The 24575-nt window shown below is 71.6% G+C and carries 26 protein-coding genes and 1 pseudogene; 10 read left to right on the top strand and 17 right to left on the bottom strand.

What is annotated here, in order from left to right; genetic code table 11:
* Window positions 1-82: 82 nt before the first annotated feature.
* Both ACYVF7_RS46130 and ACYVF7_RS46125 read right to left on the bottom strand, forming a co-directional pair.
* A pseudogene (locus tag ACYVF7_RS46130) lies at window positions 83-466 on the bottom strand (LLM class flavin-dependent oxidoreductase); the annotation flags it as partial.
* Window positions 463-777 (bottom strand): Zn-ribbon domain-containing OB-fold protein, encoded by a 315-nt coding sequence (locus tag ACYVF7_RS46125; RefSeq protein WP_460352348.1) that lies wholly within the window; start codon window positions 775-777, stop codon window positions 463-465. The gene ACYVF7_RS46125 and the pseudogene ACYVF7_RS46130, both read right to left, overlap by 4 nt.
* On the opposite strand from ACYVF7_RS46125, the gene ACYVF7_RS46120 reads away from it, so the two are divergent.
* The gene (locus ACYVF7_RS46120) at window positions 766-1587 is read left to right on the top strand and encodes an ABC transporter substrate-binding protein (RefSeq protein ID WP_460352347.1); all 822 of its coding nucleotides are present in this window, start codon (window positions 766-768) and stop codon (window positions 1585-1587) included. The two genes, ACYVF7_RS46125 and ACYVF7_RS46120, sit on opposite strands and share 12 nt — an antisense overlap.
* A 20-nt stretch (window positions 1588-1607) precedes the next feature.
* Here the strand turns inward: ACYVF7_RS46120 and ACYVF7_RS46115 are convergent, their stop codons facing one another.
* Both ACYVF7_RS46115 and ACYVF7_RS46110 read right to left on the bottom strand, forming a co-directional pair.
* Entirely contained in the window at window positions 1608-1982 is a 375-nt protein-coding gene (locus ACYVF7_RS46115; RefSeq protein ID WP_460352346.1) for a DUF3037 domain-containing protein, read from the bottom strand.
* Window positions 1979-2803: a HipA family kinase gene (locus ACYVF7_RS46110; RefSeq protein WP_460352344.1), complete on the bottom strand. Its 825-nt coding sequence runs from the start codon at window positions 2801-2803 to the stop codon at window positions 1979-1981. Before ACYVF7_RS46110 ends, ACYVF7_RS46115 begins: the two co-directional genes overlap by 4 nt.
* A gap of 177 nt (window positions 2804-2980) precedes the next feature.
* On the opposite strand from ACYVF7_RS46110, the gene ACYVF7_RS46105 reads away from it, so the two are divergent.
* From ACYVF7_RS46105 to ACYVF7_RS46095, 3 genes are read left to right on the top strand one after another with little or no spacing between them, the layout of a single operon-like run.
* Window positions 2981-3637 (top strand): GntR family transcriptional regulator, encoded by a 657-nt coding sequence (locus tag ACYVF7_RS46105; RefSeq protein ID WP_460352343.1) that lies wholly within the window; start codon window positions 2981-2983, stop codon window positions 3635-3637.
* Window positions 3637-4638: a 1-aminocyclopropane-1-carboxylate deaminase gene (locus ACYVF7_RS46100; protein WP_460352341.1), complete on the top strand. Its 1002-nt coding sequence runs from the start codon at window positions 3637-3639 to the stop codon at window positions 4636-4638. Before ACYVF7_RS46105 ends, ACYVF7_RS46100 begins: the two co-directional genes overlap by 1 nt.
* 9 nt (window positions 4639-4647) lie before the next feature.
* A complete protein-coding gene (locus tag ACYVF7_RS46095; RefSeq protein WP_460352339.1) occupies window positions 4648-7014 on the top strand; it encodes a transketolase-like TK C-terminal-containing protein in 2367 nt (788 codons plus the stop codon).
* Window positions 7015-7058: 44 nt separating this feature from the next.
* Here ACYVF7_RS46095 and ACYVF7_RS46090 read toward each other — a convergent pair whose 3' ends face one another.
* On the bottom strand, window positions 7059-9245 hold the full coding sequence (locus ACYVF7_RS46090; protein ID WP_460352338.1) for an MMPL family transporter: 2187 nt from the start codon (window positions 9243-9245) through the stop codon (window positions 7059-7061).
* Between the two features lie 168 nt (window positions 9246-9413).
* On the opposite strand from ACYVF7_RS46090, the gene ACYVF7_RS46085 reads away from it, so the two are divergent.
* Window positions 9414-10706 carry a M18 family aminopeptidase gene (locus ACYVF7_RS46085; protein ID WP_460352337.1) on the top strand — a complete coding sequence of 431 codons (1293 nt, stop codon included), beginning with the start codon at window positions 9414-9416 and terminating at the stop codon, window positions 10704-10706.
* 69 nt (window positions 10707-10775) lie between these two features.
* On the opposite strand, the gene ACYVF7_RS46080 is transcribed toward ACYVF7_RS46085, so the two are convergent.
* The 3 genes from ACYVF7_RS46080 to ACYVF7_RS46070 form a co-directional block, all read right to left on the bottom strand.
* Window positions 10776-12389, bottom strand: coding sequence for an esterase-like activity of phytase family protein (locus tag ACYVF7_RS46080; RefSeq protein ID WP_460352336.1), 1614 nt, complete (start codon window positions 12387-12389; stop codon window positions 10776-10778).
* A gap of 88 nt (window positions 12390-12477) precedes the next feature.
* A complete protein-coding gene (locus ACYVF7_RS46075; RefSeq protein WP_460352334.1) occupies window positions 12478-12960 on the bottom strand; it encodes an SMI1/KNR4 family protein in 483 nt (160 codons plus the stop codon).
* 39 nt (window positions 12961-12999) lie between these two features.
* Window positions 13000-13440 carry a TetR/AcrR family transcriptional regulator C-terminal domain-containing protein gene (locus ACYVF7_RS46070; protein ID WP_460352333.1) on the bottom strand — a complete coding sequence of 147 codons (441 nt, stop codon included), beginning with the start codon at window positions 13438-13440 and terminating at the stop codon, window positions 13000-13002.
* 189 nt (window positions 13441-13629) lie between these two features.
* Between ACYVF7_RS46070 and ACYVF7_RS46065 the strand changes: the two genes are divergently transcribed.
* The gene (locus ACYVF7_RS46065; RefSeq protein ID WP_460352332.1) at window positions 13630-14799 is read left to right on the top strand and encodes an FAD-dependent oxidoreductase; all 1170 of its coding nucleotides are present in this window, start codon (window positions 13630-13632) and stop codon (window positions 14797-14799) included.
* 117 nt (window positions 14800-14916) lie between these two features.
* Here ACYVF7_RS46065 and ACYVF7_RS46060 read toward each other — a convergent pair whose 3' ends face one another.
* Window positions 14917-15855, bottom strand: coding sequence for a zinc-binding dehydrogenase (locus ACYVF7_RS46060; RefSeq protein ID WP_460352330.1), 939 nt, complete (start codon window positions 15853-15855; stop codon window positions 14917-14919).
* Between the two features lie 118 nt (window positions 15856-15973).
* On the opposite strand from ACYVF7_RS46060, the gene ACYVF7_RS46055 reads away from it, so the two are divergent.
* Window positions 15974-16534: a TetR/AcrR family transcriptional regulator gene (locus tag ACYVF7_RS46055; RefSeq protein WP_460352329.1), complete on the top strand. Its 561-nt coding sequence runs from the start codon at window positions 15974-15976 to the stop codon at window positions 16532-16534.
* Between the two features lie 141 nt (window positions 16535-16675).
* On the opposite strand, the gene ACYVF7_RS46050 is transcribed toward ACYVF7_RS46055, so the two are convergent.
* Both ACYVF7_RS46050 and ACYVF7_RS46045 read right to left on the bottom strand, forming a co-directional pair.
* On the bottom strand, window positions 16676-16768 hold the full coding sequence (locus ACYVF7_RS46050) for a DUF397 domain-containing protein (RefSeq protein ID WP_460358477.1): 93 nt from the start codon (window positions 16766-16768) through the stop codon (window positions 16676-16678).
* The gene (locus ACYVF7_RS46045) at window positions 16765-17607 is read right to left on the bottom strand and encodes a helix-turn-helix domain-containing protein (RefSeq protein ID WP_460352327.1); all 843 of its coding nucleotides are present in this window, start codon (window positions 17605-17607) and stop codon (window positions 16765-16767) included. The genes ACYVF7_RS46050 and ACYVF7_RS46045 overlap by 4 nt, the downstream gene beginning before the upstream one ends.
* A gap of 152 nt (window positions 17608-17759) precedes the next feature.
* On the opposite strand from ACYVF7_RS46045, the gene ACYVF7_RS46040 reads away from it, so the two are divergent.
* Both ACYVF7_RS46040 and ACYVF7_RS46035 read left to right on the top strand, forming a co-directional pair.
* Entirely contained in the window at window positions 17760-18125 is a 366-nt protein-coding gene (locus tag ACYVF7_RS46040; protein ID WP_460352325.1) for a hypothetical protein, read from the top strand.
* Entirely contained in the window at window positions 18122-18382 is a 261-nt protein-coding gene (locus ACYVF7_RS46035; protein ID WP_460352324.1) for a hypothetical protein, read from the top strand. The genes ACYVF7_RS46040 and ACYVF7_RS46035 overlap by 4 nt, the downstream gene beginning before the upstream one ends.
* A gap of 80 nt (window positions 18383-18462) precedes the next feature.
* Here the strand turns inward: ACYVF7_RS46035 and ACYVF7_RS46030 are convergent, their stop codons facing one another.
* Entirely contained in the window at window positions 18463-19353 is an 891-nt protein-coding gene (locus tag ACYVF7_RS46030; RefSeq protein WP_460352323.1) for a LysR family transcriptional regulator, read from the bottom strand.
* A 72-nt stretch (window positions 19354-19425) separates the two neighbouring features.
* Here ACYVF7_RS46030 and ACYVF7_RS46025 point away from each other — a divergent pair, with 72 nt between their 5' ends.
* Complete coding sequence (locus tag ACYVF7_RS46025; RefSeq protein WP_460352321.1) at window positions 19426-20307, top strand: PhzF family phenazine biosynthesis protein; 882 nt, start codon at window positions 19426-19428, stop codon at window positions 20305-20307.
* 200 nt (window positions 20308-20507) lie between these two features.
* Here ACYVF7_RS46025 and ACYVF7_RS46020 read toward each other — a convergent pair whose 3' ends face one another.
* The 5 genes from ACYVF7_RS46020 to ACYVF7_RS46000 all read right to left on the bottom strand — a co-directional run bounded on the left by ACYVF7_RS46020 (window position 20508) and on the right by ACYVF7_RS46000 (window position 24485).
* Window positions 20508-21008 (bottom strand): hypothetical protein, encoded by a 501-nt coding sequence (locus ACYVF7_RS46020; protein ID WP_460352320.1) that lies wholly within the window; start codon window positions 21006-21008, stop codon window positions 20508-20510.
* 4 nt (window positions 21009-21012) lie between these two features.
* Window positions 21013-22143 (bottom strand): NucA/NucB deoxyribonuclease domain-containing protein, encoded by a 1131-nt coding sequence (locus ACYVF7_RS46015; protein WP_460352319.1) that lies wholly within the window; start codon window positions 22141-22143, stop codon window positions 21013-21015.
* A gap of 185 nt (window positions 22144-22328) precedes the next feature.
* Window positions 22329-23345, bottom strand: coding sequence for a M56 family metallopeptidase (locus tag ACYVF7_RS46010; RefSeq protein ID WP_460352317.1), 1017 nt, complete (start codon window positions 23343-23345; stop codon window positions 22329-22331).
* Window positions 23342-23716: a BlaI/MecI/CopY family transcriptional regulator gene (locus ACYVF7_RS46005; RefSeq protein ID WP_460352315.1), complete on the bottom strand. Its 375-nt coding sequence runs from the start codon at window positions 23714-23716 to the stop codon at window positions 23342-23344. Before ACYVF7_RS46005 ends, ACYVF7_RS46010 begins: the two co-directional genes overlap by 4 nt.
* 46 nt (window positions 23717-23762) lie before the next feature.
* Window positions 23763-24485: a hypothetical protein gene (locus tag ACYVF7_RS46000; RefSeq protein ID WP_460352313.1), complete on the bottom strand. Its 723-nt coding sequence runs from the start codon at window positions 24483-24485 to the stop codon at window positions 23763-23765.
* Window positions 24486-24575: the final 90 nt, after the last annotated feature.

Here is a 24575-nt window from a genome sequence, read left to right as displayed (position 1 = left end):
CCGGGTGCGGCGCCGTCTCGGACCAGGCCTCGCGCAGGTCGGTGAGGAGCCGGTCCATCGCCGTTCCGCCCGGCTGGTCGGGACCGCCGAAGGCCGCGCGCAGAGCTGGAGCGCCCAGTCCGACACCGAGGGTCAGCCGTCCTGCGCTGATCTGGTCGACGAGGGCGGCTTCGCGTGCCAGGCGGGCCGGGTCGTAGGTGCGCGCGAGGAGCACGCCGGTGCCGAGCCGCAGCGGGGTGAGCGCGGCCAGGTGGGACAGCGTGATGAGCGGGGACGGCAGGTGGAACGGCTGCGGCGACGAATGGTAGCTCTCGCCGACCCAGACCGATTCGAGTCCGGCCTCGGCCGCACGGGACAGGAGTTCTCCGGCCGCGCGCAGTTGTGGGGGCAGCGGCCGGGTGGACCCGAAGTCGAGGGCGACTCCGAGTGCCGGCGGTCGCGTCGCGCCGTCCTCCACGGCGGTCATCGACGTCGCTCCGCGGCATCGGTTCCGGAGGCGGGCGGTTCGGGTACGGCACCGTCCGCGAGACCGGAGCCGTGGGCCTCGTCCGCGAGGGCGAATTGAGGGAGCACCCGGCCGTCCGCGGTCTCCTCGAGAACGGTGACGACGCGCCGGCCGATCCGGACGGATTCGGGGTCGTCGGTGATCACTCTGCCCATGGCCCGTGTCCCTTCGTCCAGGTCCACGAGCGCCACGGCGTACGGGGCCAGGTCGGTGAATCCGGCGGGCGGGCGGTGAACCTCCGTGTAGCTGTAGATCGTTCCGTGGCCGCTCACGGCGGCCTGTTCGACGGAGCCGCCGCAGCGGACCCAGCGCGCCCGCGGGTAGAACTGCACGGATTCGCACGTCGGGCAGCGCTGGACGCTGCGTTTCCCCTGCTCGGCCAGCATCCGCCAGGCCTGCGGGACCTGCGCGGCAAGAAGATCGGGGCGGCGTCCCTGGGCAGCGCCGCCGTGACCAACGTCCAGGTGGCGTTGCAGGACGCCGGAATCCCCAAGAACGCGGTCACCTTCGTGGGGATCGGCACCGGTCCGCAGCAGGCGACCGCCGTGAAGAACCACTCCGTGGACGCCGTGGCCCTGTTCGACACCCAGTTCCAGATCCTGGAGAACAGCGGCATCCCGCTGCGCAGGATCCCGATGCCGCAGATCGACACGCTCGCGGGCGGGGGACTCGTGGCGACCGCCGCCAACCTGCGCAAGAGCCCCGACCTGTTCGCCCGGATCGGCCGCGCCGTGGCCAAGGGAGTGGTCTTCGCCCAGGCGAATCCCAAGGCGGCGATCGACGATCTCTACGCCGCTCACCCGGAGGCGCGCAACGCCGCCCTGCCACCGCGGAAGGCACGGGACAACGACGCCAAGGTGCTCGAGGTCCGCATGCGGACTCTGGGTGTGCAGAGCGGAGAGCGGCAGTGGGGCATCCTCAAGGCCTCGGAGCTGCAGCGCAACATCGACTACATGAAGCGCGCCGGCCTCATCACCCAGAACGTCGATGTGAACACCGTCTTCACCGGCGAACTCGTGAACAAGATCAACGCCTTCGACCCGGCCGAGATCCAGGCGCAGGCCCGCCGGACCCGCCCGTGACGGCCCGGGGCCGGCGGCGGTCAGCGGACGAGGACGTCGAGTAGACGGTCGAGCTGGGCCGCCGGGTCGGCGGTGAGTCCCGAGTGCACCGGACCGGGCTGGACGACGGTGCTGCGCGGCGCGGTCAGCCAGCGGAAGCGGGCCCCGAGGGACTCGCCTGCGGCCTGGCCCGCCCGCGGCCCGCCGCAGCAGATGTCGTCGACCGCCTTCAGTGCCGCCCGTACGCCGTCGACGTCGAGGTCCGGGGTCAGCGCGCGCAGCCGCGCCTCGTCGACGTGCGTCCGGCAGCCGAGGAAGTCGTCGGCCTGGCAGTAGAGGATCACGCCGACGTTCATGGTCTCGCCGCGCTCGACCCGGGGGATCACCCGCAGCACGGCGTACTCGAAGATCTTCATGACAGCCACTTCGGTCGGGCCGGCGGGCGCTGCCCGGAATGGGGAATGGCGGGCCGGGCCTCGCCGACCTCGGGCAGCCAGACGTCCTGCGTCGTCAGGCGCGTGCGCAGGTGCTTCACGTACGCCTCCGCGACGTCGGCGGGGAAGTCGAAGCCGGGCTCGTCGGTCAGCCACTCCTCCGGAACGAGCGCCACGACCTCGCGCAGCAGGTCCTCGGTGACCTTCGGGCCGAGGTCGCGGCCGGCGCGGGCCAGCCCAGCGTCGTCGACGAAGGTCGCCAGCACGTGGTCGCTCGCGTCGTACGGGCGGGAGACCAGCTTGTCCGCCGAGGCCCACGCGTGGTGGAAGTACAGGCTGGCGCCGTGGTCGATCAGCCAGACGTCGCCGTGCCAGACGAGGAGGTTCGGGTTGCGCCAGCTCCGGTCGACGTTGCCGATCAGCGCGTCGAACCACAGGACGGACGCGGCGAAGTCGGCCTCGGGCGTCCAGGCCAGCGGGTCGAAGCCGAGCGAGCCGGGCAGGTAGTCGACGCCGAGGTTGCGGCCGGGACTCGCCTTGAGCAGGTCCTGGATATCGGGGTCGGGCTCGTGCCGGGCGATCACCGGATCGACGTCCACGGTCACCAGGTCGGGCACCCGGAGGCCGAGCCGCCGGCCGAGCTCGCCCGCGATGATCTCGGCGATCAGCGCCTTGCGACCCTGCCCGGCGCCGTGGAACTTCACGACGTACGTCCCCAGGTCGTCGGCCTCGACGATGGCGGGCAGGGACCCGCCCTCTCGGAGGGGGGTCACGTAGCGCGTGGCCGTGACGTTGGTCAGCACGCGCCAACCGTACCGGGCGTGTGCCGGCACGCGTGCACGACGTACGCGCATGCCGGCCCCGCGCACGCACACGCCCCGGTGCCGAGAAAGATCTTATGAACGCCCGCCGAGCAGGCATGATGCAGATGCCACACAGGGTGTTGACGCATCGAACAAACCAATATCTAATATATTGGTATGCCCTCAGAACGGCTTCCCCGGCTCGACCGCTCCCTGCTCCGCGACCAGGCGTACCGCATGCTGCGCGACGCGATCGTCGAGGGCGACCTGGCGCCCGGGGAGATCATCCGGGACGGCGAGCTGGCCGAGCGCGTCGGCCTGTCGCGCACGCCGGTCCGTGAGGCGCTCGCCCGCCTCGCGGACGAAGGACTCGTCGAGACCAAGCCGCACGCCTACACCCGCGTCACCCCGCTCGTGGTGCGCGACGTCCGCGACGCGTACGTCGTCGTCCGGGCCATGCACGAGCTGGCCGTGCGCACGGCGGTGCCGGTCCTGACGGAGCGGCACGTCGAGACGATGCGCGCGGCCAACGCGCGGTTCGCCGCCGCCCTGGACACCGGCGACGTCCAGGCCGCGCTGGCCGCCGACGACGAACTGCACGACGTGCCCGTGGCCGCGGCGGGCAACCGCGCGGTGGCCGCGACGATCGAGCGCTACCTGCCGCTGATCCGGCGGCTGGAGCGGCTGCGGTTCGGCTCTCTTCCGGGGCGGCGGTCGATCGCCCTGCACGACCGCCTGATCAACGCCTGCGCCGCGGGCGACGCCGAGGCGGCCGTGGCCGCCACCGCCGAGATCTGGGCCACGCTCGGCGACCTTCTCGACAAGGAGACCTGATGACGACGCTGGACGACTTCCCCCGCGAGCGGCTGCTGTTCGGCCCCTCGCCGGTGCACCCGCTGCCCCGGCTGACCGAGCACCTCGGGGGCGCGGTGAACCTGTGGGCCAAGCGGGAGGACTGCAACTCCGGGCTCGCCTACGGCGGCAACAAGACGCGCAAGCTCGAGTACCTGGTCGCCGACGCGCTCGCCCAGGGCTGCGACACGCTCGTGTCGATCGGCGGCGTGCAGTCCAACCACACCCGGCAGGTCGCCGCCGTCGCCGCCCGGCTCGGCCTGAACTGCGTCCTGGTGCAGGAGAGCTGGGTGGACTGGCCCGACGCCGTCTACGACCGGGTCGGCAACATCCTGCTGTCCCGCCTGCTCGGCGCCGACGTACGGCTGGTCGAGGCCGGTTTCGGCATCGAGTTCAAGGAGAGCTGGGAGAAGGCCCTGCAGGACGTCCGCGACCGCGGCGGCAAGCCGTACGCCATCCCGGCGGGCGCGTCGGACCACCGTCTCGGCGGGCTCGGCTTCGCCGGCTGGGCGCGCGAGGTGGAGGAGCAGGAGCGCGAGCTGGGCGTCCACTTCGACACGATCGTCGTCTGCTCGGTCACCGGCAGCACCCAGGCCGGGATGGTCGCCGGTTTCGCGGGGAAGGGGCGGCGGATCATCGGCATCGACGGCTCCGCCAAGCCCAAGGAGACGCACGACCAGATCACCCGCATCGCCCGGAACACCGCCTCGCTGATCGGCACGGAGATCCGCGACGACGAGGTCATCCTCGACGAGCGGTACCACGCCGGGACCTACGGCATCCCCGACGAGCAGACCCTGGAGGCGATGCGGCTCGCGGCCCGGCTCGAAGGGATGATCACCGACCCGGTGTACGAGGGCAAGTCCATGGCCGGACTTGTCGATCTCGTGACGAATCAGGAGATAGAGGCAGGATCCACCGTCCTCTACGCTCATCTGGGAGGACAACCCGCGCTGAACGGATATAGCGCACTCTTCCAGTGAGGGGCTGACATGCAGGACGTTCGTGACAATGAGGTCGCGGGTGTGGACCTGGCCGGCGTCGACCTGGACGTGCTGGAGGAGATCCAGCGCCGCGTGCTCTGGCTGGCCGTGCGCATCGTCGACGCGGCCAACCGGGAACGCGACACCGGTGACGGCGTGAAGGTCGGCGGGCACCAGGCGTCGAGCGCGTCGCTCGTCACCGCGATGACCGCGCTGTGGTTCGCGCACCTGAACGCCGAGGACCGGGTGAGCGTCAAGCCGCACGCCTCCCCGGTGTTCCACGCGATCAAGTACCTCCTCGGCGACCTCGACCGCTCCTACCTCACGACCCTGCGCGCCCGCGGCGGCCTGCAGTCGTACCCGAGCCGCACCAAGGACCCCGACGACGTCGACTTCTCCACCGGCTCGGTGGGCCTGGGCGCGGCGGCGCCGCTGTTCGCCGCGGCCGTCCGCCGCTACGTCGACGCCCACTGGCGCGGCGAGTCCGCCGCGAAGGCGCGGTTCATCGCGCTGCTCGGTGACGCCGAGCTCGACGAGGGCAACGTCTGGGAGGCCATCGCCGACCCGGCCACCCAGGGCCTCGGCAACGTGATGTGGGTCGTCGACTTCAACCGGCAGTCGCTGGACCGCGTCGTGCCCGGCGTGCGGATCGCCCAGTGGCGCGGGCAGTTCGAGGCGGCCGGCTGGCACGTCGTCGAGGTGAAGTACGGCCGGCGGCTGCGCGAGGCGCCCGCCGCCGTGCGGGGCTGGATCGACGCGATGCCGAACGAGCACTACCAGGCGCTGTTCGGGCTCACCGGCGCGAAGCTGCGCGAGACGTTCCTGGACGGCGCGCCCGCCGAGGTCGCCGCCGCCGTCGCGGACGTTCCCGACGACGAGTTCGCCGGGCTCGTCCAGGACCTCGGCGGCCACGACCTGGTCGCCATGCTGGAGGCCTACGCCCAGTGCGAGGCGGTCACCGACCGGCCCAGCGTGGTGTTCGCGTACACGGTCAAGGGCCACGGCCTGCCGATCGCCGGAAACCCGCGCAACCACTCCGCCCTGCTCACCGGCGAGCAGATCGACGCGCTGCGCGGCTCCCTGCGGGTGCCCGGCGACGAGTGGGCCCGGTTCGACCCGGCGACCCCCGAGGGCATCCTGTGCAACCAGCGGCGTGAGGCGCTGCGCCGTACGCCCGCTCCCGGCGCGCTCGGCGTGGCGGTTCCGGCGGCGACCGGGGTGCGGACGTCGCGGCCCGTCTCGACGCAGGACGCCTTCGGCAAGATCCTCGTCGACCTGTCCCGGGCCGAGGAGGTCGCGCCGTACCTGGTCACGACCGCGCCGGACGTCGCCACCTCGACCAACCTCGCCGGGTTCATCAACCGCAAGGGCGTGTTCGCGCCCGCCGAGCAGCGGGCGTGGAGCGTGGATCCGCTGCTGAAGTGGACCGAGGGGCCGACGGGCCAGCACATCGAGCTGGGCATCTCGGAGATGAACCTCTTCCTGCTCCTCGGCCAGCTCGGGCTCGCCGGCGACCTGCACGGGCAGCCGCTGCTGCCGGTCGGCACGGTGTACGACCCGTTCGTCTGCCGGGGCCTGGACGCCTTCATCTACAGCGTCTACTCCGGGGCGCGGTTCGTCGTCGCGGGCACGCCGTCGGGGGTGACGCTCGCGCCCGAGGGCGGGGCGCACCAGTCGACGATCACCGCGTCGATCGGGCTGGAGCTGCCCAACGTCACGTACGTCGAGCCCGCCTACGCCACCGCCCTGGACTGGCTGCTGTGCGACGCGCTCGGCCGGATCGCCGCCGGTCCGTCGGAGACGACCACCGCGGTTCCGGCCGAGGACGGCGCGTACTACTTCCGCCTGACCACCCGGCCCCTGGACCAGACACCGTTCGAGCAGGCGCGGGAACGGCTCGGGGACGCGGTGCTGCGCCGCCAGGTGCTCGCCGGGGCGTACCTGCTGCACCGGTCGGAGGTCGCGGGCCCCGCGGTGCAGCTGGCCGCCTCGGGCGCCGTCCTGCCCGAGGCGCTGGCCGCCGCCCGCGAGCTGGAAGAGGAGGGCATCGCCGCGCACGTCGTCGACGTGACCTCCCCGGACCGGCTCTACTCCGCGTGGCAGCGGACCCTGCGCCAGGGCGTCCGTACGGCGACGACCCCGTCGGAGGCGGGCGCGCTCCGCGCCGCCTTCCCGGTCCGGGCGCCGATCGTCACCGTCCACGACGCCGCGTCGCACGCGCTCGCCTGGCTCGGCTCGGCGTTCGGCGTGCCGTGCGTGCCGCTCGGCGTCGACCAGTTCGGCCAGTCCGGGGCGATCGCCGAGCTGTACGAACTGCACGACCTGCTCCCGGGCTCCATCGTCAACGCCGCCCTGGCCGCCCTCGCGCTCGGCTGAATTGGACGAGGGGCCGGATCCGATCCGGCCCCTCGGGAAGACGCTCAGCGGTCGGCGGGGACGTACGCCGGCCGCTTGAGGTCGGGGACGGTGGCGGGCGCTTCGTCGTGGGAGTCGTGGGACAGGCCGGGCAGCCAGGACAGCCATCGCGGGAGGTACCAGTTCGCGTCGCCGAGCAGGGTCATCACCGCCGGGAGCAGCACCGCGCGGACGATCGTGGCGTCCAGCAGCACGGCGATGGACAGGCCGACGCCCATCTGCTTGAAATCCTGCATCGACAGGGTGCCGAAGACCGCGAACACCGCGACCATGATGACGGCCGCGCTGGTCACGGCTCCGGCCGTCGCGCGGATGCCCTGCGCCACCGCCTGCGTCGTCGGCGTGCCGCGGTCGCGGGCCTCGCGGATCCGGGAGACCACGAACACGTGGTAGTCCATCGACAGCCCGAACAGCACGACGAACACGAACAGCGGCAGCCACGACTCGATCGCCCCGACGCCGTGGGTGCCGACGAGACCGGCGCCCCAGCCGTGCTGGAACATCGCCACCATCACCCCGTACGCCGCGCCGACCGACAGCAGGTTGAGCACGATCGCGGTGGCGGCGATCGGGATCGAGCGGAACGAGATGAGCATCAGCACGAACGTGATGCTCAGCACGAAGACGAAGACCGGCACGATGCTGCGCCGCAGCTGGGTGTTCCAGTCGGTGGAGGAGGCCAGGGTGCCGGTGACGTGCGCCTCGGCGACCCCACCGAACGCCGCGGGCACCAGGCGCTGCCGCAGGGTCGCGAGGGCGTGCCGTGACGTGGCGTCGGAGCCGTTCCCGGCCAGGGGCACGCTGATCGTGGCGACGTTCGCCGCCGCATGGACCTGCGTACGGACCGGCCGGCCGAACTCCCCACTCTGCCGCGCGGCGTCCTGCAGCGACCGGATCGCTTTCCGTACGCGCGGCGCCTGGACGTCGGACGCCTTGACCACGACGAGGGCGGGGTCGGGGCCGCCGGGGAAGGCCGCGTTGATGTGGTGGTAGGTCTGGATCAGGGCGGCGTTCTTCGGGAGCTGCTGCTCCATCCGGAGCTTCTCGGTGTGCATGCCGAGCGCCGGGGCGGCCAGCGCCAGCAGGAACCCGGCGGCCAGCGCGGCGGCGATGCCCGGGCGGGCCAGGACGGGGCGCAGCACCGCGTTCCAGAACCGGCCGGTCGACCGCCTGCGGTGCAGGAACGGGACGCGCCCGAACTCCACCTTGTCGCCCAGCAGCGACAGCAGGGCCGGCAGGACCGTCACGGAGCCGATCACCGCGATGAGCACCACGAGGATCGTCGCGACCGCGAAGCCTTCGAACAACAGCATCCCGGACAGGAACATCCCGGCCATCGCCACCATGACCGTCAACCCGGACACCAGCACCGACCGGCCGGACGTCGCGGCGGCGATGCGCAGCGCGGTCTCCCGGTCCCGTCCGGCGGCCCGCTCCTCGCGCTCCCGGCGCAGGTAGAACAGGCAGTAGTCGACGCCGACGGCCAGGCCCATCAGCAGCATCACCGAGTTCGCCGAACCATCCATGTGCATGGCGTGGCTGACGACGGCGAGCAGCCCGTTCGCCGCGAGGAACGCGGTCAGCGCGATGGCCACCGGCATGATCGCGGCGAGCAGTGCCGCGAAGGCGACCAGCAGGATGCCCAGCGCCAGCGGCACGGCGGTCAGCTCGGCGCGGGAGAAGTCCTGGCCCAGCGTCTTGTTGAACCACCGCTCGCCGGACGCGTCCCCGAATTCCTCCACCCGGACGTCCGGATGCCGGGCCCCGGCCTGCGCCACCGCGGCCTGGACCGGTGCCACCCGGTCGGCCGCCGTCTTCGGGTCGCCCGCCATGTCGAACTGCACCAGCGCGTCCCGGCGGTCGCGGGAGACCAGGGGTTCGCGTACGGTCGCGGCCCGGCCGCTGTCGCGGATCGCGCGGGTCACGTCCGGGATCGCCGCGCGGAACCCGTCCGGAGCGGCGCTGTGCACGAGCACCATCTCGGTGGCCGGGCTCTTGACGCCCGCATCCTCCAGGATGCGGACCGCGCGCCCGGAGTCGCCGGTGCCCTGCTCGGCGTTGGTCAGCTGCTTCTCCCCGGCCATGCCGCCGATGAGCACGGCCACGACCACGAACAGCAGCCACCCGAAGATCGCGGTCTTTCTATGGCGGGCGCTCCAGCCGCCCAATCGCGCGGCCACGTTGTCCTTCATGGTGGGTCCCCTTCACCGTCCGGCGGGTTCATGTCCTCGCTGATGACGGTAGAAATCCGGGGATTCGGCTCCCAGCCGGTGAACCCCCGGCCCGGCGGGAGGTGACCACCCGGCGGCGGTGGTGCTGCCTACACCACCGTCCGTCCGGCCCTCCCTATCCTTGGTCTCATGAGCGCCCAGTCCCGGTTCGACCGTGGCCACACCGACGACCTCGCCGACTTCATCGCCGCCAGCCCGTCCCCGTACCACGCGGTGGCGAGTGCGGCCGAGCGCCTGGAGAAGGCCGGGTTCCGGCAGGCGGCGGAGACGGACGCCTGGACCGGCGAGGCGGGCGGGCGTTACGTGATACGCGGCGGGGCGATCGTCGCCTGGCACGTCCCGGAGCACGCCCGCCCCGAGACCCCGTTCCGGATCGTCGGCGCGCACACCGACTCGCCGAACCTGCGGGTCAAGCCGCTCCCGGACTCCGGGGCGTACGGCTGGCGGCAGGTCGCCGTGGAGATCTACGGCGGGCCGCTGCTCAACAGCTGGCTCGACCGCGACCTCGGCCTGTCCGGCCGGATAGCGCTGCGCGACGGGAGCACACGCCTGGTCGCCGTCGACCGGCCGCTGCTGCGGGTGCCGCAGCTGGCCATCCACCTCGACCGGTCCATCGGGGAGAAGGGCCTCCAGCTGGACCGGCAGCGGCACACGCAGCCGATCTGGGCCCTCGGCGCGGTCGACGAGGGCGCGCTGATCAGGTTCGTCGCCGAGGAGGCGGGGATCCAGGCATCCGAGATCGTCGGCTGGGACCTGATGACCCACGACGTGCAGCCGCCCGCGTACCTCGGCCGCGACCAGGAGTTCCTGGCCGCCGCGCGGCTCGACAACCAGCTGTCGGTGCACGCGGGCACCGCCGCGCTCGCCGCGGCCGCCGCCTCACCCGGCCTGCCGTACATCCCCGTCCTCGCGGCGTTCGACCACGAGGAGAACGGCAGCGAGGCCGACACCGGCGCGGGCGGCCCGCTGCTCGGCGCGATCCTCGAGCGGTCGATCTACGCGCGGGGCGGCTCGTACGACGACCGCGCGCGGGCGTTCGCCGGCACGATCTGCGTCTCCGCCGACACCGGCCACGCCGTCCACCCGAACTACCCCGAGCGCCACGACCCGACCCACCGCCCGATGCCGAACCACGGGCCGATCCTCAAGGTCAACGTCAACCAGCGGTACGCCACCGACGGGGTCGGCCGCGGCATCTTCGCCGCCGCCTGCGACCGGGCCGGCGTGCCCGTGCAGGCGTTCGTGTCGAACAACGCGATGCCGTGCGGCACGACCATCGGCCCGATCACCGCGGCCCGCCACGGCATCACCACGGTCGACGTCGGCGTGCCGATCCTGTCCATGCACTCCGCGCGCGAGCTGTGCGGCGCCGACGACCCGTACCTCCTCGCCCGCGCGCTGACGGCGTTCCTGGAGAGCTGACCGGGTCGTCGGGACCCGGGCTGCTCGGGGGCGCTTGGGCTGAGCGGGGCCGGGCTTGGCGGGGCCGCGTCAGCGGGCGGTCACCGTGATGGTGACGGTGGCGGTGCTCGTGGCGGCGGGCAGCCGGGTCGTGTCGATCGCGAGGTACTCGCCGTCGTCCTGCCGGCCGTCCGGCAGCGTCTTGACGTGCAGGGCGTACGGGGGCGTGGCGTTCGTGACGCCGTCGACGCCGAAGTCGCTGTCGTTGCTGATCACGAGCGTGCGCCCGCCGTCGGTCGTGGCGACGCCCTCGACCTTGTCGTGCCCGAAGAAGCCGCCTGTCGGGTCGAGACCGGTCAGCAGCCCGCCGAGGTCGAGGCCGAGGCTCTTGCGGACCGGTGTGACGCCGACGGCGGCCAGGTCCGACCGTGACGTCGCGGTGTCGTCCGGGCCGACGTACGCGTCGATCGTCTTGTGGTCCGCGCCGACGAGCAGCCCGCCCTTGGCCGCGTCGTACACGGCGCCGGGCACGGACGCCCGCGGCCCGACGTCCGTCGCACCCGCCAGGTCGATCGTGAAGAGCCTCTTGTACGCGCCCGGCTCCATGTTCCCGTCACGCTCGTCGACGAGGAACCTCGTGCCGGACAGCGCGGTGATCTCGCTGACCGCCCCGCTGTTCTTCTTCGGATCGTCGAGCAGGTAGACGTACTCGTGCGTCGCCCGGGTGCGCAGGTCGTACGTCACGATGCGCAGCGTCGTGATGTTCTTCGGCTTGGCGGTCACGTCGGGCTGCTGCAGCGCCGACTGCATGATGCCGACGAGCGTCCTGCCGTCGGGGGTGATGGTCAGCCCTTCCATGCCCTTGTTCGGCACCCGGTTCGCGAGTTCGCGAGGGAGGGAGCCGTCGAAGGGGGACAGCCGCTCGATCGCGCGGCCGGTCCGGTCGAAGTGCGTGATGAACGGCCCGTACTCGTCCGACACCCAGAAGGACCCGTCCCGCATCGCGACCAGGCCCTCCGAGTCGTACCCGCTCGCGCTCGGCGCCAGGGGGTTCCCGTTCAGGTCGACGAGGTTCTCCCCGGTGGTCGCCTGGGGGTTCACGCGGCCGGAGTACGGGGTGCCGTCGGCGGCGCGCAGCGGGATCGTCCGCTCGAGCACGGCGTTGCCGTCCCGCAGGCGGAACCGCCCGATGGACGGGGTGAACCCGGGCAGCGGCAGGATCTTCTCGCCGTTCGGGCCGTCGACGTTCGGTCCCCGGTCGGTCAGCCCGTAGAACTCGTCCCGCGAGCCCGGCACCGGAGCGAGCGCGGACCCGTACGCGCCGGCGGTGATCTTCACTCCGCCGATCGTGGCGAGCGGCGGCAGGTGAGTGGCGTACAGCCGGACCGCGTCGCTGACGGTGTAGCGGAAGGTGTCGGTCCCGGTGAATCCGGCGGCCGGCGTGTACCGGAACGAACCGTCAGGATTGAGGCTCAGCGACCCGTGCGCCGGGGAGGTGTGCGAGATCAACGTGATCGGCCGCCCGCTGTCGTTGCGGAACAGACCGTGGCCGCGCACGTCGAGGGCCCGCCCGGCCCGTACCCGGTAGGCGTCGTCCCGCGCCCGCAGCGCGGGGCCGGACGTGCCGGCGGTGGCGATCCCGGCACCGGAAAGGGACAGGGCCAGTGTTCCGGCGGCGGTGGCCGCGACGGCGCGACGGTTCATCCGAGGTCTCCCATGGACGGTGCGAATCTGCTTTGCGGATTGTCCCGATCACGGGTGGACGGCTCGCGTCGTCCGGGCGACGCGTCGGTTAACCGCCGCTGGTGAGTGCCCGAGTGCACTGCCGCAGCGCGTACGAGCCGAAGTCGTCGGCGAGCCGTTCGGGACCACCTCGGCCGGCCGAGCCCGGGTCCCAGACGACGACCGGCGACTCCCCGGATCGGTCCCGGCGTGAGAGGTCGAGGCAGACGAGCCCGCCCATCCCGTCGTACTGGATGATCAGCAGGTCGGGTGGGAAACGGGGATCCGTCCGTGCGTCGAGAGTCCCGCCGACCGTACCGAGGAGCGCGTCGCCCATGGCCGGCGTCCGGTAGACACCGAGGAAGTCCGTGCCCGCCACCTCGCAGGAGCCCACCTCGGCGAGGAAACAGCGGTAGGAGGGCGGGAACGGCGTGCCGAGCTCCCGCTCGGCCCGTGCGAGGTCCACCGGGTCCAGCCCGCCCGTCCACCGGCAGGATCCGGGGTTGCCCCGCAGCAGTTCGACGAGAGATACCACCGATGCGACAGCGCTCATATCTCGCACCTTAGCGATCCCGCCTCGTGGCCTCCCAGGTCACGGCAGTGAGCCTCTGATGCCGGTGATGATCAGTTCGAGGCCTGCGAGGAAGGTACGGTCGCGCTTCTCTCGCGGCCAGGTGTCGGCCTTCCGGGTCTGTTCCTCCATCGTCGAACCGTTGACGTAGGCCATGACGGTGTCCACGGCGACGGTGGCGTTGTCCTTGGACAGACCGGCGGCGACCAAGGCGGCGACGAGGCCCTCGAAGGCGGCGACGGCCTCGTCGCTCGGCTGCTGGAAGCCGGTCAGGAGGCGCGCGCCGTCCCGGTGCGCCAGCATGACCTCGCGCGCGCCGATCGCGACGGCGCGAAGCCGCTCGTCCCAGGGGCCTTCGATCGGCGGGGCGGCCCCGCCCGGGGGGACGATCAGGTGCGCGACCATCGCGTCCAGCAGCGCCTGCTTGCTGGGGTAGTGCCGGTACAGCGCGCTCGCCCGCACCCCGCCGGCCCGCCAGCAGCCGCATGGTGAGGCCGTCCAGCCCGACCTCGTCGAGCAGCTCGATCGCCGCCTGCAGCACCTCGGTGCGCCGCTGCCCCATGCACTCCTCCTGGCCGGTTGACAGATCGCCTCGATCTAGGTGAACAATGTACACGTGAACGTTGTTCACCTGGAAAGCGGAGGGATGTCATGACCGAAGGTCTGGGCCGGGTACTGGTGATCGGGGCGGGGCTCGGCGGGCTGACGCTCGCGCACACGCTCGTCCACGCGGGCATCGACGTGCGGGTGTACGAGGCCGACGAGGGGCCCGAAGAGCGGCTCCAGGGCTACCGGATCGGGCTAGGGCAGCCCGCGATGGACGCGCTGCGCGCGAGCCTGCCGCGGCGGCTCTACGAACTGGTCGAGGTCACCAGCGGAGGCCTGACCGGGCCAGGGCTCATGTTCGACGAGCAGCTGAACGTGCTCAGCAGCGACCTGGAGGGGCCACCGGCGGGCGCCCGGGCGATCGACCGGCAGGTGCTGCGGCGCATCCTGCTCGGCGCGCTGGAGGAGCGGATCGCGTACGGCAAGCGGCTGACGGGCGTCACCGAAGCCGACGGGACCGTGACCGCGCGCTTCGCCGACGGCACGGAGGCGACCGGGCAGGTCCTCGTCGGCGCCGACGGCGGGAACTCCGCCGTACGGCGGCACCTGGCACCCGAGGTCCGGCTCGTCGACTCGGACCTCTGCGGGGCCATGGGCCGTACGCCCCTCACCGACCGCTTCCTACGGCTCGTGCCGGGGCGCGGCACGATGGTCAAAGGCCCTGAGGTCACGCTGATGCTGGGCCGCATGCAGTTCGACCGCGAACCCTCCGAGGCCGCCGCCGAACTCGCCCCCGAGCTGCACATGCCCGACCGGGAAAGCTATGTACGGTGGGTGCTGATGGTCCCGCCGGAGCACCCGGCCGCAGCTGGAGCGCGCCTCGAGGACGCGCGAGACCTGGTGCTGGAGCTCATCGACGGCTGGCATCCCGACCTGCTGGACCTGGTGCGCTCCGCCGACCTGAGCGCCGCCGGCCGATCCCGGATCTTCGACCGGCCGATGCCGCCGTGGCCGGTGGGAAGGGTCACGCTCCTGGGCGACGCCGCGCACCTGACGCTGGCCACCGGCGGAAACGGCGCGAACACCGCCATGCACGACGCCGTACGACTGGCCGCGCGCCTGTCGGAGGCCTGGCGCGGCGAGCGCGACCTGGCGTCGGTGCTGGGGGAGTACCAGGCCGACCTGCTCGAACGCGGGAACGCGGCGGTGGAGTACGGCAAGGCGAAGCTGAAGAGCTTCGTCGCCGCCAAGACGACATCCGTCGACACCCGCTGAGGGCCGGCACTGCCCGGGGCCATGGGTGGCGGCCCCTGGTGTGAGGCAGCTCCGGGCCCCCGGGCGCGCTTGCCGAGGGCTCAGTGAAAGCCGTGCGTCTTGGCCCGGACGTCACGATCAGCGGACTTCCAGGACGATCTTTCCGTCGACGCGCTGACCGGCGAGGCGTTCGGCGGCATGGCCGACCTCGGTCCAGGGCAGCACGTCGTCGATCGGGGAACGCAACCGACCCTGGCTCACGAGGTCCACGAGCCGGGACAGCATCGGACCGCAGTCGGTGCCGGCGGCCATGAGGTTGCCGAGCCACAGCCCCTGCAGGCGAGCACCGGGCGTGTAGTAGAAGTCCACGGGGTCGAAGCCGGCCGGTCGGCGGCTGCCGTTGCCGAAGCTGACGCAGACGCCGCCGGGAGCAAGGGAGGCCAGCGCGGTGGCCAGCGAGTCGCCGCCGACGCCGTCGAGGATCACGTCGTAGCGTCCGGCCTCCCTGGCCTCGGCGATGGTGGGGAACACGGTAGGGTCGAGAATTCCGTCCTCGCGCAGTTGCTGCGGAAGGGTCGGCCGGCGGCTGATGGCGATCACCTTCGCGCCGGCCAGGTTGGCCAGCTGGCAGGCGTAGCGCCCGACACCACCGGCAGCACCGGTGATCAGCACCCGGCGTCCGAGCAGGGTGCCGGCCGATTCGAGGGCGGCCAGAGCGGTCACTCCGGCGACCGGCAGTGCCGCGGCCTGGGCGGCGGAGACGCCGTCGGGGATCTCGGCGATCAGGGCCGCGCCGGCGACGACGTACTCCGCCCAGGCGCCCTGCGGGACGAAGCCGTAGACCCGAGTGCCCTTGGGCGGAGTGCTGCCGTCGGCCGCGGTCTCCTCGATCACGCCGGCGAAGTCCCAGCCGGGCACGTAGCTGCCGGCGGCCTCCAGCGCGCTGCGGATTTCGCCGGCGTTCAGTGAGAAGGCCTCGACCTTGATCAGGGCTTGGTTCGCCACGGGTTCCGGCTGTGGCGCCTCGGCCAGACGCAGGCGCGCGGTGTCCGCAGGGTCGGTGACGACGGCTCGCATGGTGGTCTCCAGTGTGTGATCGGGGGCTATTCCGGTAACGAAGATTACCGGTAACGGTGGTTACCGTTATAGCGACGCACAAATACGGAAGTCAACGTTTCCGTTAAGCTGGTCCGGGATGGGCAACGACAAGACTCCGGGACGGCCCCGTGACCCGGCCGTCGACCAAGCGGTGCTGCGCGAGACGCTGGCCCTGCTGGACGGCGGCGGCTATGACGGGCTGCGCGTCGCCGAGGTCGCCCGCAACGCCGGGGTCGGTCTCGGCTCGTTGTACCGGCGCTGGCCGAACAAGCACGCCCTGGTCGTGGACGCGTTGCGCGCCGCGGCGTCGGTACGGGAAGTGGAACCGACCGACGACCCGCACGAGGACCTGGTGACGGGCCTGATGAAGATCGCCGAGGGCCTCGTCCATCGCCGCGCGCCGCTGCTGGCGGTGCTGCTGACCGACCCGGCCTCGGAACTCGCCGGCGTGGTGCGGGAGGCCAAGGTCGATCCGGTCCGGGAGGACAACCGCGAACGCCTGCGCCGCGTGATCGGCTCAGTACCCGACCTGCAGACCCGTGCCGACGCCGGGCCGGCGTTGATCTTCCTGCACGTGATGCTGCACGGCAGCCCGCCCGACGAGACGCAGATACGCGAGGACATCGTGCCCGTCATGACGGGAGCAACGGATCGCTGATCGTCAACCCCGCCCGGTGAGGCATCTCGTTCTGCGGTGTCTACTGGGACGATAATTTTCTCGTCCAGGTAGACGGCGTGGAACGACGCGGCGTGCCCGGCGGGGCCGATTTGACCGCTCTCGCCGCGTTCGCGAAATCCCTCAGGCTGTACGGACCGCCACGACCGCAACTTCGACGCACGCCCCGCCGTTCGAAGAGCTGCGACTTGCCTTACGCCAGTTGATAGGGGTCACGTCTGCATCCACCGTTCGTCCCTCACCTTCGCGATAAGGTCCATGCTGGCCTGCGCGGGTAGGGCCTCCGCCCTGATGGAATCGTATCGGTTGATGACCTGTGCCACCTCGTGCGGATGATCCGTCACCCGCCCTTCGATGGCGTCGTCTATGTACGCGGTAGCCTGCTCGCCTTCCTTGGCGGCGATCCAAAACGCTCCTGACAGGCCTGCGGTGCTGGCGGCGTCAGAAGGAACGATCTGGACGGAAATGTGTTTTAGTGCCGTAGCCGTCAGGAGTGCTCCGAGTTGGTCGCGCATTACTTCGGAACTTCCGACGAGGCGCCGAAGAACCCCCTCTTCGATGACAGCCCACAGGAGAGTCGGGCTATCGCCAGAGAGGATCCGCTGGCGCTCGATCCTGGCGGAGACCTGGCCCTCCACTTCGTCTTCGGTGATCCCAGGCTTGCCTTGGAGCATCGCGCGAGCGTAGTCGGGTGTCTGGAGGAGGCCGGGAACTACGAGCGGTTCCCAGTTCTTTAGTGTCTGCGCCTCCTGTTCGGTCTCGACCCATTGCTCCAGCCACTCAGGCAGCACGGTGCGGTGGGGGGCTCGTTTGATCGTTTTCCAGAGGCGGTGGAAGGAGCCGTTGGTCTGGAAGTAGGTGTCGAGGTCGAGGGCGAATGCCTCGGAAGGGGCCTTCTCGGCGAGTTCGACGGCGCCGACCCATTGGCCGGTGCAGCCGAGCGCGTCGGCCAGTTGGCTCTGGGAGAGGCTGGCGTCATTACGGAATGTGCGAATCTCCAGACCGAAATGACCGATAAGTGAGTCGGGGCTGAGGTCGCGCTGCGGCCGGGCCATGAGACCTCCCTGGTTATCAACCTCCGGGCCTGGTGGAAATCGATGGAGCGGAGGTGATTTGCAGTTGCTTGTCGTTGATGGCTGAGCGTAACCGCTCCACGCGATTCTGTAACCGGAAATCGGAAGGAATCCGAGGAACGGGGTCGCGCAAAATGACAATTCCGGGACAAGTCACTACGGTTACTTCACTCGTCGGCGGACTCGTCCGCGCCCTGACCATCCGGGGCCTGGCCGCCGAGGCCGTCGGTGCGGCCATGGTGTGGGCGGTCAACCGGGCGGCCGATCCCGACGGAGATGATCCGGTGGGCGCGGCGATGAGCCCGGGGCTGCGCCAGGCGGTCGTGTGCCGCGCGGACGACGCCGGACACCTGCTGTGGTGGTGGGTCTGGTCCGGCTCCACCCGGGACGCACCGCCCGAGTACGAACCGCTCGGCCCTGCCACCGAGATCGACGCGGCAGCCGTCCGGATCGCCACCGTCCTCCGCCTCGACGGGGTCGTGCCGGAGACGAGGGCATGAGCGCGCCGCCGACGCTCATCGATCCATGGCCGCCCGGCGCGTTGTCGGAGACGCAGCTGACCGTGATCCTCCGCCGTCGGTTCCCCGACACCGTGCTGTGGTTCGGTCCGTATACCCGGCACTGGTGGGCGGCGCTCCCCGTACGCGGCCGGTGGCGGCTCATCGAAGTGGCCGATCCGGACGAGCTGACCGGAGCAGTCCTCAGCGCTCGCGCCCAATCCGGGGATGGCGGCCCGCCCGGCACCCGCCGACGCTGACTGGAGCAGTCCTCAGCGCTCGCGCCGACTCCAGGGACGGCGGCCTACCTGGCACCCGCCGACGCTGACCGGGGCGGTCCTCAGGGTGCGGGTTTGACGCTCTCCCTCAGCAGGGTGTGGACGGCCTGGACGGCGGGGGAGACCCACCGCGAGCGGGGGCGGAGGAGCCAAAGGCGCTGCTCGGCGAGGTCCGGCGGCCGGAGTCGTACGAGCCGGCCGTCGGCGAGATCCTCGGCGACGGTCACGGTCGGGAGCAGGGCCACGCCGAGACCGGCCGCGACGCAGCGTTTCACCGTCTCGACCCCGCCGAACCGAGGCCGGGTCACCGGGGCTCCGGTGGTGGCGATCGCGGCGGCGAGCTCGTCGCTGTAGGCGCAGCCCTCCTCCAGCAGGAGGACGCCCGTCGCCGCGAGCTCCGCGGGCGTGAGGGGGCGGTCACGGGGGAGGTCCGTCGTGGCGGGTGCGACGAGCGACAGCTCCTGAACGCCCAAGTCCACGACGTCGGCCTGGGCCGTGTTCACCGACGGCTCCAGGGTCAGGGCGAGGTCGGCCCGGCGGTCGGCGATCGCGGTCAGCGCGGTGCGGGTGTCGGCGGGGAACAGCGACAGGTCGACGTCCGGGAAGCGGGCGCGAAGCCTGGGCAGGAGCGGTGCCAGTTGGTAGGCGCAGACGGACTCCGGGGCGCAGAGCCGTACGGGACCGGCGGGAAGGTCGGCATCGGCGGCGAGCTCGGCGAGCATGCGGTCCTCGAGGTCGAGGATCTGCTCGGCCCGCTCGGCGAGCAGCGTGCCCGCGTGCGTGGGGGAGACGCCGCCGGGGTGCCGGTCGAGCAGGGGTGTTCCGGTGAGGCGCTCGAGCGCTTGGACGTGCGTGGTGATCGTCGACTGGACGAAGCCGAGCTCGGCGGCGGCCGCCGTGATCCCGCCGGTGCGGACGACCGCGAGGAAGCTCCGGAGCAGACGGGTGTCCATCGAAGAACGCGATCCCCTTCATCGACTTTCATCGTTGGACGCGATGGTATCCCAGCCAGCAGAATCATGGACATGACGCACACCGCATTGGAAAGCCAGGGCCGCGACCTGCCGTCGGCCGTCCTCCGCTACACCGCCTTCGACGTGGAAGGGAAGGGCGGCAACCCGGCCGGTGTCGTCCTCGACGCGCGCGGCATGGACGAGACGCGGATGCAGGAGATCGCCGCCGAGGTCGGCTACTCCGAGACGGCGTTCCTGACGAAGGACGGGGAGCGAAGCTTCCGGATCCGGTACTTCAGTCCACTGGCCGAGGTGGCGTTCTGCGGTCACGCGACGATCGCCACGGCCGTCGCGCTGGCCGAGCGTGAGGGGACGGGAGACCTGGTGTTCCGCACCTCGGCGGGAGAGGTCGCGGTCGCGACGCGAGAGGAGGACGGCCGCGTCTTCGCCACGCTCACCAGCGTCGCCCCGGCGGTTCGCCCGGTGGACGACGCCGACCTCGCCGCGGCGCTGACCGCTCTGCGCTGGGAGTACGCTGAACTGGACCCGGCCTTCCCGCCGCGCATCGCCAACGCGGGCAACGACCACCTCGTCCTCGCCGCCGCGACGCGCGAGCGGCTCGCCGACCTGGACTACGACCAGGACGCGCTCGGCGACCTCATGGCCCGGCGCGGCTGGACGACCGTGCACCTGGTCTGGCGCGAGACGGACACCGTCTTCCACGCCCGTGACCCCTTCCCGCCGGGCGGGGTGTTCGAGGACCCCGCCACCGGCGCTGCCGCCGCCGCCTTCGGCGCGTACCTGCGCTCCCTGGAACTCGTCGCCCCACCGGCCCGCGTGACGATCCATCAGGGCGAGGACATGGGCCGCCCGAGCCGCCTGCTCGTCGACATCACGCCGGGAGCCGACGCCGGCATCCGGGTGAGCGGCACCGCCGCCCCGATCACGGACTGACGAGACCTGCCCCCACGGAGGCACCGTCGCGCAGGCGATCGACCCGCGAAAAGACGACGGACCAGTGCGTCCTCCCGGTGCCGAGCGGTGTCGCGGCCGGTGGCGGCGCACAGGATCCGGTGGTGGCCGGCGAACAACCGGCCACCACCTGCGCCCGTTTCGGGCAGGGCGCTGTCGGCGGGTGGCGTGCGGTGGGCGGATCAGGTCTGACCGCGGTTTTCGGCGCCGACCGTGTCGGTCGCCTTCAGGCGTTCTTCCTCCGCGAGGGGGGCGGGCCACAGGAGGATCAGGTGCTCCTCCACCATCGGCTCACCCGCGTCGTTGTCGATGAATTGTGCCTCCCGCCCGGCGTCCCTGCCCCGGGCGTGGATCCGCATCCGGTAAGTGCCGGCGGGCATGGGAACCTCCTCGAGGTATTCGCCGGGCGGCGAACAGATCACCAGGGTGCCCTCGGCCACCGTGAAGCCGACCTCGACGGCCTCGTCCCACTTATCCAGATCCGGTATGGGACGGCGGTCACCGATCCCGATGGTGACCGGGACGTGGCCACTGTCCACGCCGGTCATCACGACCACGGCCGCATCGGTGGCCCAGGCGAGGCCGTTGCCGCCGGTGTAAGCCACCTGGTCGGGATCCCAGCCGCCGCCTTCCAGGGTGAATTGGGAGTAGCCGATCTGGAGGCGCAGGCGGGTGGTGTTCACGGCATCAGACTGACACGTAGTAGCCGTCGCCCGGCATGATGCGGTCGTTGCGGTATCCCTTGGTGATCAGCCCGCCCTGCTTGCGCTGCTCCCCGCTGGGCACCCAGGCGGTACCCCGGTCAGCCGGGCGTAGCTTGGTTCCGCCTTCTTCAGTGCTGGCGAAGGGGTATTCGTCACACTCCAGCCCGGGCTGAGGTGGGTTACCGACGACCTTCTTGCCGCAGACGGCCTGCCGGTTCTTCGGCTGCTTGCTCGCGTTCCAGAGGCGGTGCAGCGGGTGGCCGCTGCCGGGCCGGCCGTAGTGATCGGGGCCGTTGGTCTGTATCCGGCGGATGTTGGCCCGGATGGTGGGCAACCCTCGCATGGTCGTCATCGTGGGTGTGAAACGCGGGATGACGCAGCCGGGGACGTAGCGCCTCTTCTCAGGGAAGTACAGGTTGTTGTCGCAGCGGTGGCCGACCCCTGGCCGCCAGGTGAACCTGCTGATGCTGGGCGTGAATCCGGGGGCGACGTAGATAAAGGTGGTGGTGACCGCAGACCGGTGGATCTTCCGCTGTTTCACACCGTCGGCGAAGGTGGCCTTGCCCTTGATGCCGACTCCGGGCCGAAACGCCTTCCCGCGCGGCAGCGATGCCTTGGCCTTGCAGCCCTGTCCGCACGACGCGGTAAGCCCGAATGTACGCAGGATGCGGGCGCTTCCGGTCACCACGGTCGGCCTGACGACCAGGGTTTCGCGGAACTTGTTGCTGGTGGTGCTGAACACGATCGCCTGCGTCATGTCGAGGCGGGCCACACCCACGATTTTCCTGTTGACCCACAGTCTGATGGTCAGCTTCACCTTCTGACAGATCTGCGTGCGGGTGAACCGATTGCAGGCGGCGGCGATCTGCGCATCATCATCCGCGGCGACCAGCTCCGGGACGGACGCGGACACCTCAATGCGTTTGCCGTCCGTGGTCCCCTGACCACCGGCGGCGCTGGCCAGCGCGTTACCTGCGGTGAGCGGTAGCAGCACGGCACCGGCACCGATCACCGCTCCGATCCTGCCGAGCCGTATTTGATGAGCCAAGTCAACCTCCGTGACTGAAGTGGACATTGACGGCTCAAAGTACGAATCAGGCAGTTCCACCAACATCGTGGAAAACTCTGACATCAGAGTCATCACAGGTAGACCGTGGGAATGGCGGAAGGCGGCGGTCTCACCTTGTCTGCGGGACGGTTATCGGGCCGCATTTGCGGCGAGCCGAAACCTGGCGTCGTGCTGGTTCCAGGGACGGCGTCGGCGCGAGCGGCACCGCCGCCCGGATGTCGGCTGGAGGCTCAGGCTGGAAGCCCGGAACAGCCCGGGCGGCAAAGGGCGTGGCCGGGGTGCGCCGGGGCGCCGGCGGTGGCGGGCGAGCTGCAGCAGGCCATGGCGGCGGTCAGTGTCGGTCCGGCGGCTGCGAGCGGGGCGGTCAGCATGGCGGTCGCGATGGCGAGGCCCAGCAGGGCGCGGGTACGGCCGAGCGGACGGGGGCCGGCGATGAGGCGGCGGGCGCGGGCGCCCGTTGCCGTGCCGCCCGCCGCCAGCGCGGGGGCCATCGCGGCGGCCGGGATCGCCTCGGCCAGGGTGAGCAGGGCCTCGGCGACGGTGAGGCGGCCGGAGCCTTTCGCCGCGGCGTCGTCGGCGGCCAGTTCGACGAGGAACGCGATCTGCTCTCTGGCGGCCGTGAAGACGGGGAGCGGGCCGAACGCCCGGGCGAGGGCCTGGGCGGCGGTCAGGGCGAGGTGGTGACGTTGGCGCAGGTGGGCGCGTTCGTGGGCGAGTGCGGCGGCCAGTTGCTCCTCGTCGAGTGCCGCCAGTGCGCCGCTGGTCACCACGATCCGGCCCCGGTGGCCGGGGACGCAGTAGACGGCGGGTGCGTCGTGGTCGATCACGGTCACGCCGCGCCGGGGGTCGGGGCGGCCGACCAGCGTGAGCCCGTCGAGGCGGAGACGGCGTTCGCGGGCGGCGGCGCCGTACGCGGCGATCAGGCACCACAGGACGCGGGCCGCGACGGCGAGCGCCATGACCGCGCCGGTCGCGACGGGTATCGCGGCGAGCGAGATGGTGTCGGGTGCGCACGGCCACTCGACCGGTCCGTAGCACCGTCCCGGGACGTCGCCGGCCCGGGTGGCCGCCGTGGTCGCGGTGAGCCCGGCGAGGATCACCGAGCCGACGATGGAGGCGGACAGCGCCTGCCAGGCGACGATGGCCAGGCGGGGAGCGCGCGACGGCCACGACGCGCGCCGGAGCAGGGCGGTCCCGGCGGTCGCCAGTAGCAGTGCGTAGCCGAGGAGGAGCAGCGTGACGGTCATCGCGGCCGCCGCCCGGCGTCCTTGGCCGTCTCGAGCGCGCGGCGGATCTCGGCCATCTCTCCCGGCTCCATCCGCTCCATGAACCGTACGAGCGCGGCCGCCCGGTCGTGCGCGGAGTCGAGGGCCTCGGCCATCAGCTGGGCGGTGTAGTCGTCCCGGCTGCCCGCCGGCCAGTAGCGGAAGGCCCGGCCGTGCTTCTCCCGGGCCAGCCAGCCCTTGCGGTGGAGGATCTCCGTCACGGTGAGCACGGTGTTGTAGGCGGGCGCCGGCTCGCGGCCGAGGCGGTCACGGATGTCCCGGACCGTGATGGCCTTGTCCGCCGACCACACCACCTCCATGATCGACGCCTCAAGCTCCCCGAACCGCGGCATCCGCCCTCCTCGCTCGGTCACCTAAGCCGGATAGTACCTGTGGCGGCTACTCGCCATCCGGGAACGTGTAGCCGGAGGGCGGCTTGACGGCGGCGTTCGCCGGCCCGTAGACCAGCGCGATCTCCCGGTGGGGCGTCAGCGCGACGGCGGCCGGGTCGCCGGTCTGCTTCTTGCCGTCGACGTAGGCCGTCAGCGTGCGGGTGCCGTCCGACTTGAGGCCGCCGAGTCCGGTGGCGCTCAGCCGGACGTTCCACTCGGTGAACAGCTGACCCAGCGTGTACTGCTTGCCGGCGGTGGGCGCCTCGATGTGCAGCACCCCGGTGGTGTCGTGGGTGTGCAGCTCGGACATCGCGTCGCCGGACGCGGCGATGCCCAGGTTCGCCGGGACGGTCACGGCCTTGCCGTCGACGAGGATGTCCAGGTGGGTGTGGAAGTGCCGGGCGGTGCCCTCCATGGCGGCCACGGCGAGCCCCTCGGTGCGGGCGCGGTCGGCCGTGTCGTCCGGGCGCGGCCACGGCGGGAGCCCCGTGGCGGCGGCCGCGGCCTCGCGGGCCCCGGTCGCGCCGGACGCCGTCGTCTTCGCCTTGCCGGACCCGCCGCCGGACGTCGCCGCCCACACGCCTCCGGCGACCAGCGCGGCGGCGACGACCCCGGACGCCGTCCAGGTCAGGGCCCGGCGGCGTCTCCTCTTGCGCTCCGCGGCCGCCCGCTCGGCCGCCAGCCGTTCCCGTGCGCTCCGCCGCGCCGCCGCCCCGCCGTTCTTCGCCACCGTGCACCTCCGAGACATAAAACTAAGCCGCTTAGGAGAAGAGTAGCGTGCCGGGCAAGTCGGTCATTCGGTGTAGTCGGAGGTGCTCCT

Source organism: Actinoallomurus acanthiterrae (assembly GCF_054775715.1).
The sequence above is the reverse complement of the archived record's forward strand: the minus strand, read 5'-3'. Positions and strand labels throughout refer to the sequence as shown.

Bases quoted from the DNA above. Each gene is read 5' to 3' on its own strand.
- ACYVF7_RS46075 (WP_460352334.1), bottom strand. From the start codon at position 12,960: ATGAGCGCTGTCGCATCGGTGGTATCTCTCGTCGAACTGCTGCGGGGC.
- ACYVF7_RS46055 (WP_460352329.1), top strand. From the start codon at position 15,974: ATGGGCAACGACAAGACTCCGGGACGGCCCCGTGACCCGGCCGTCGAC.
- ACYVF7_RS46060 (WP_460352330.1), bottom strand. From the start codon at position 15,855: ATGCGAGCCGTCGTCACCGACCCTGCGGACACCGCGCGCCTGCGTCTG.
- ACYVF7_RS46015 (WP_460352319.1), bottom strand. From the start codon at position 22,143: ATGTTGGTGGAACTGCCTGATTCGTACTTTGAGCCGTCAATGTCCACT.
- ACYVF7_RS46105 (WP_460352343.1), top strand. From the start codon at position 2,981: ATGCCCTCAGAACGGCTTCCCCGGCTCGACCGCTCCCTGCTCCGCGAC.
- ACYVF7_RS46095 (WP_460352339.1), top strand. From the start codon at position 4,648: ATGCAGGACGTTCGTGACAATGAGGTCGCGGGTGTGGACCTGGCCGGC.
- ACYVF7_RS46090 (WP_460352338.1), bottom strand. From the start codon at position 9,245: ATGAAGGACAACGTGGCCGCGCGATTGGGCGGCTGGAGCGCCCGCCAT.
- ACYVF7_RS46030 (WP_460352323.1), bottom strand. From the start codon at position 19,353: ATGGACACCCGTCTGCTCCGGAGCTTCCTCGCGGTCGTCCGCACCGGC.
- ACYVF7_RS46100 (WP_460352341.1), top strand. From the start codon at position 3,637: ATGACGACGCTGGACGACTTCCCCCGCGAGCGGCTGCTGTTCGGCCCC.
- ACYVF7_RS46040 (WP_460352325.1), top strand. From the start codon at position 17,760: ATGACAATTCCGGGACAAGTCACTACGGTTACTTCACTCGTCGGCGGA.
- ACYVF7_RS46115 (WP_460352346.1), bottom strand. From the start codon at position 1,982: ATGAAGATCTTCGAGTACGCCGTGCTGCGGGTGATCCCCCGGGTCGAG.
- ACYVF7_RS46080 (WP_460352336.1), bottom strand. From the start codon at position 12,389: ATGAACCGTCGCGCCGTCGCGGCCACCGCCGCCGGAACACTGGCCCTG.
- ACYVF7_RS46035 (WP_460352324.1), top strand. From the start codon at position 18,122: ATGAGCGCGCCGCCGACGCTCATCGATCCATGGCCGCCCGGCGCGTTG.
- ACYVF7_RS46025 (WP_460352321.1), top strand. From the start codon at position 19,426: ATGACGCACACCGCATTGGAAAGCCAGGGCCGCGACCTGCCGTCGGCC.
- ACYVF7_RS46045 (WP_460352327.1), bottom strand. From the start codon at position 17,607: ATGGCCCGGCCGCAGCGCGACCTCAGCCCCGACTCACTTATCGGTCAT.
- ACYVF7_RS46010 (WP_460352317.1), bottom strand. From the start codon at position 23,345: ATGACCGTCACGCTGCTCCTCCTCGGCTACGCACTGCTACTGGCGACC.
- ACYVF7_RS46065 (WP_460352332.1), top strand. From the start codon at position 13,630: ATGACCGAAGGTCTGGGCCGGGTACTGGTGATCGGGGCGGGGCTCGGC.
- ACYVF7_RS46005 (WP_460352315.1), bottom strand. From the start codon at position 23,716: ATGCCGCGGTTCGGGGAGCTTGAGGCGTCGATCATGGAGGTGGTGTGG.
- ACYVF7_RS46085 (WP_460352337.1), top strand. From the start codon at position 9,414: ATGAGCGCCCAGTCCCGGTTCGACCGTGGCCACACCGACGACCTCGCC.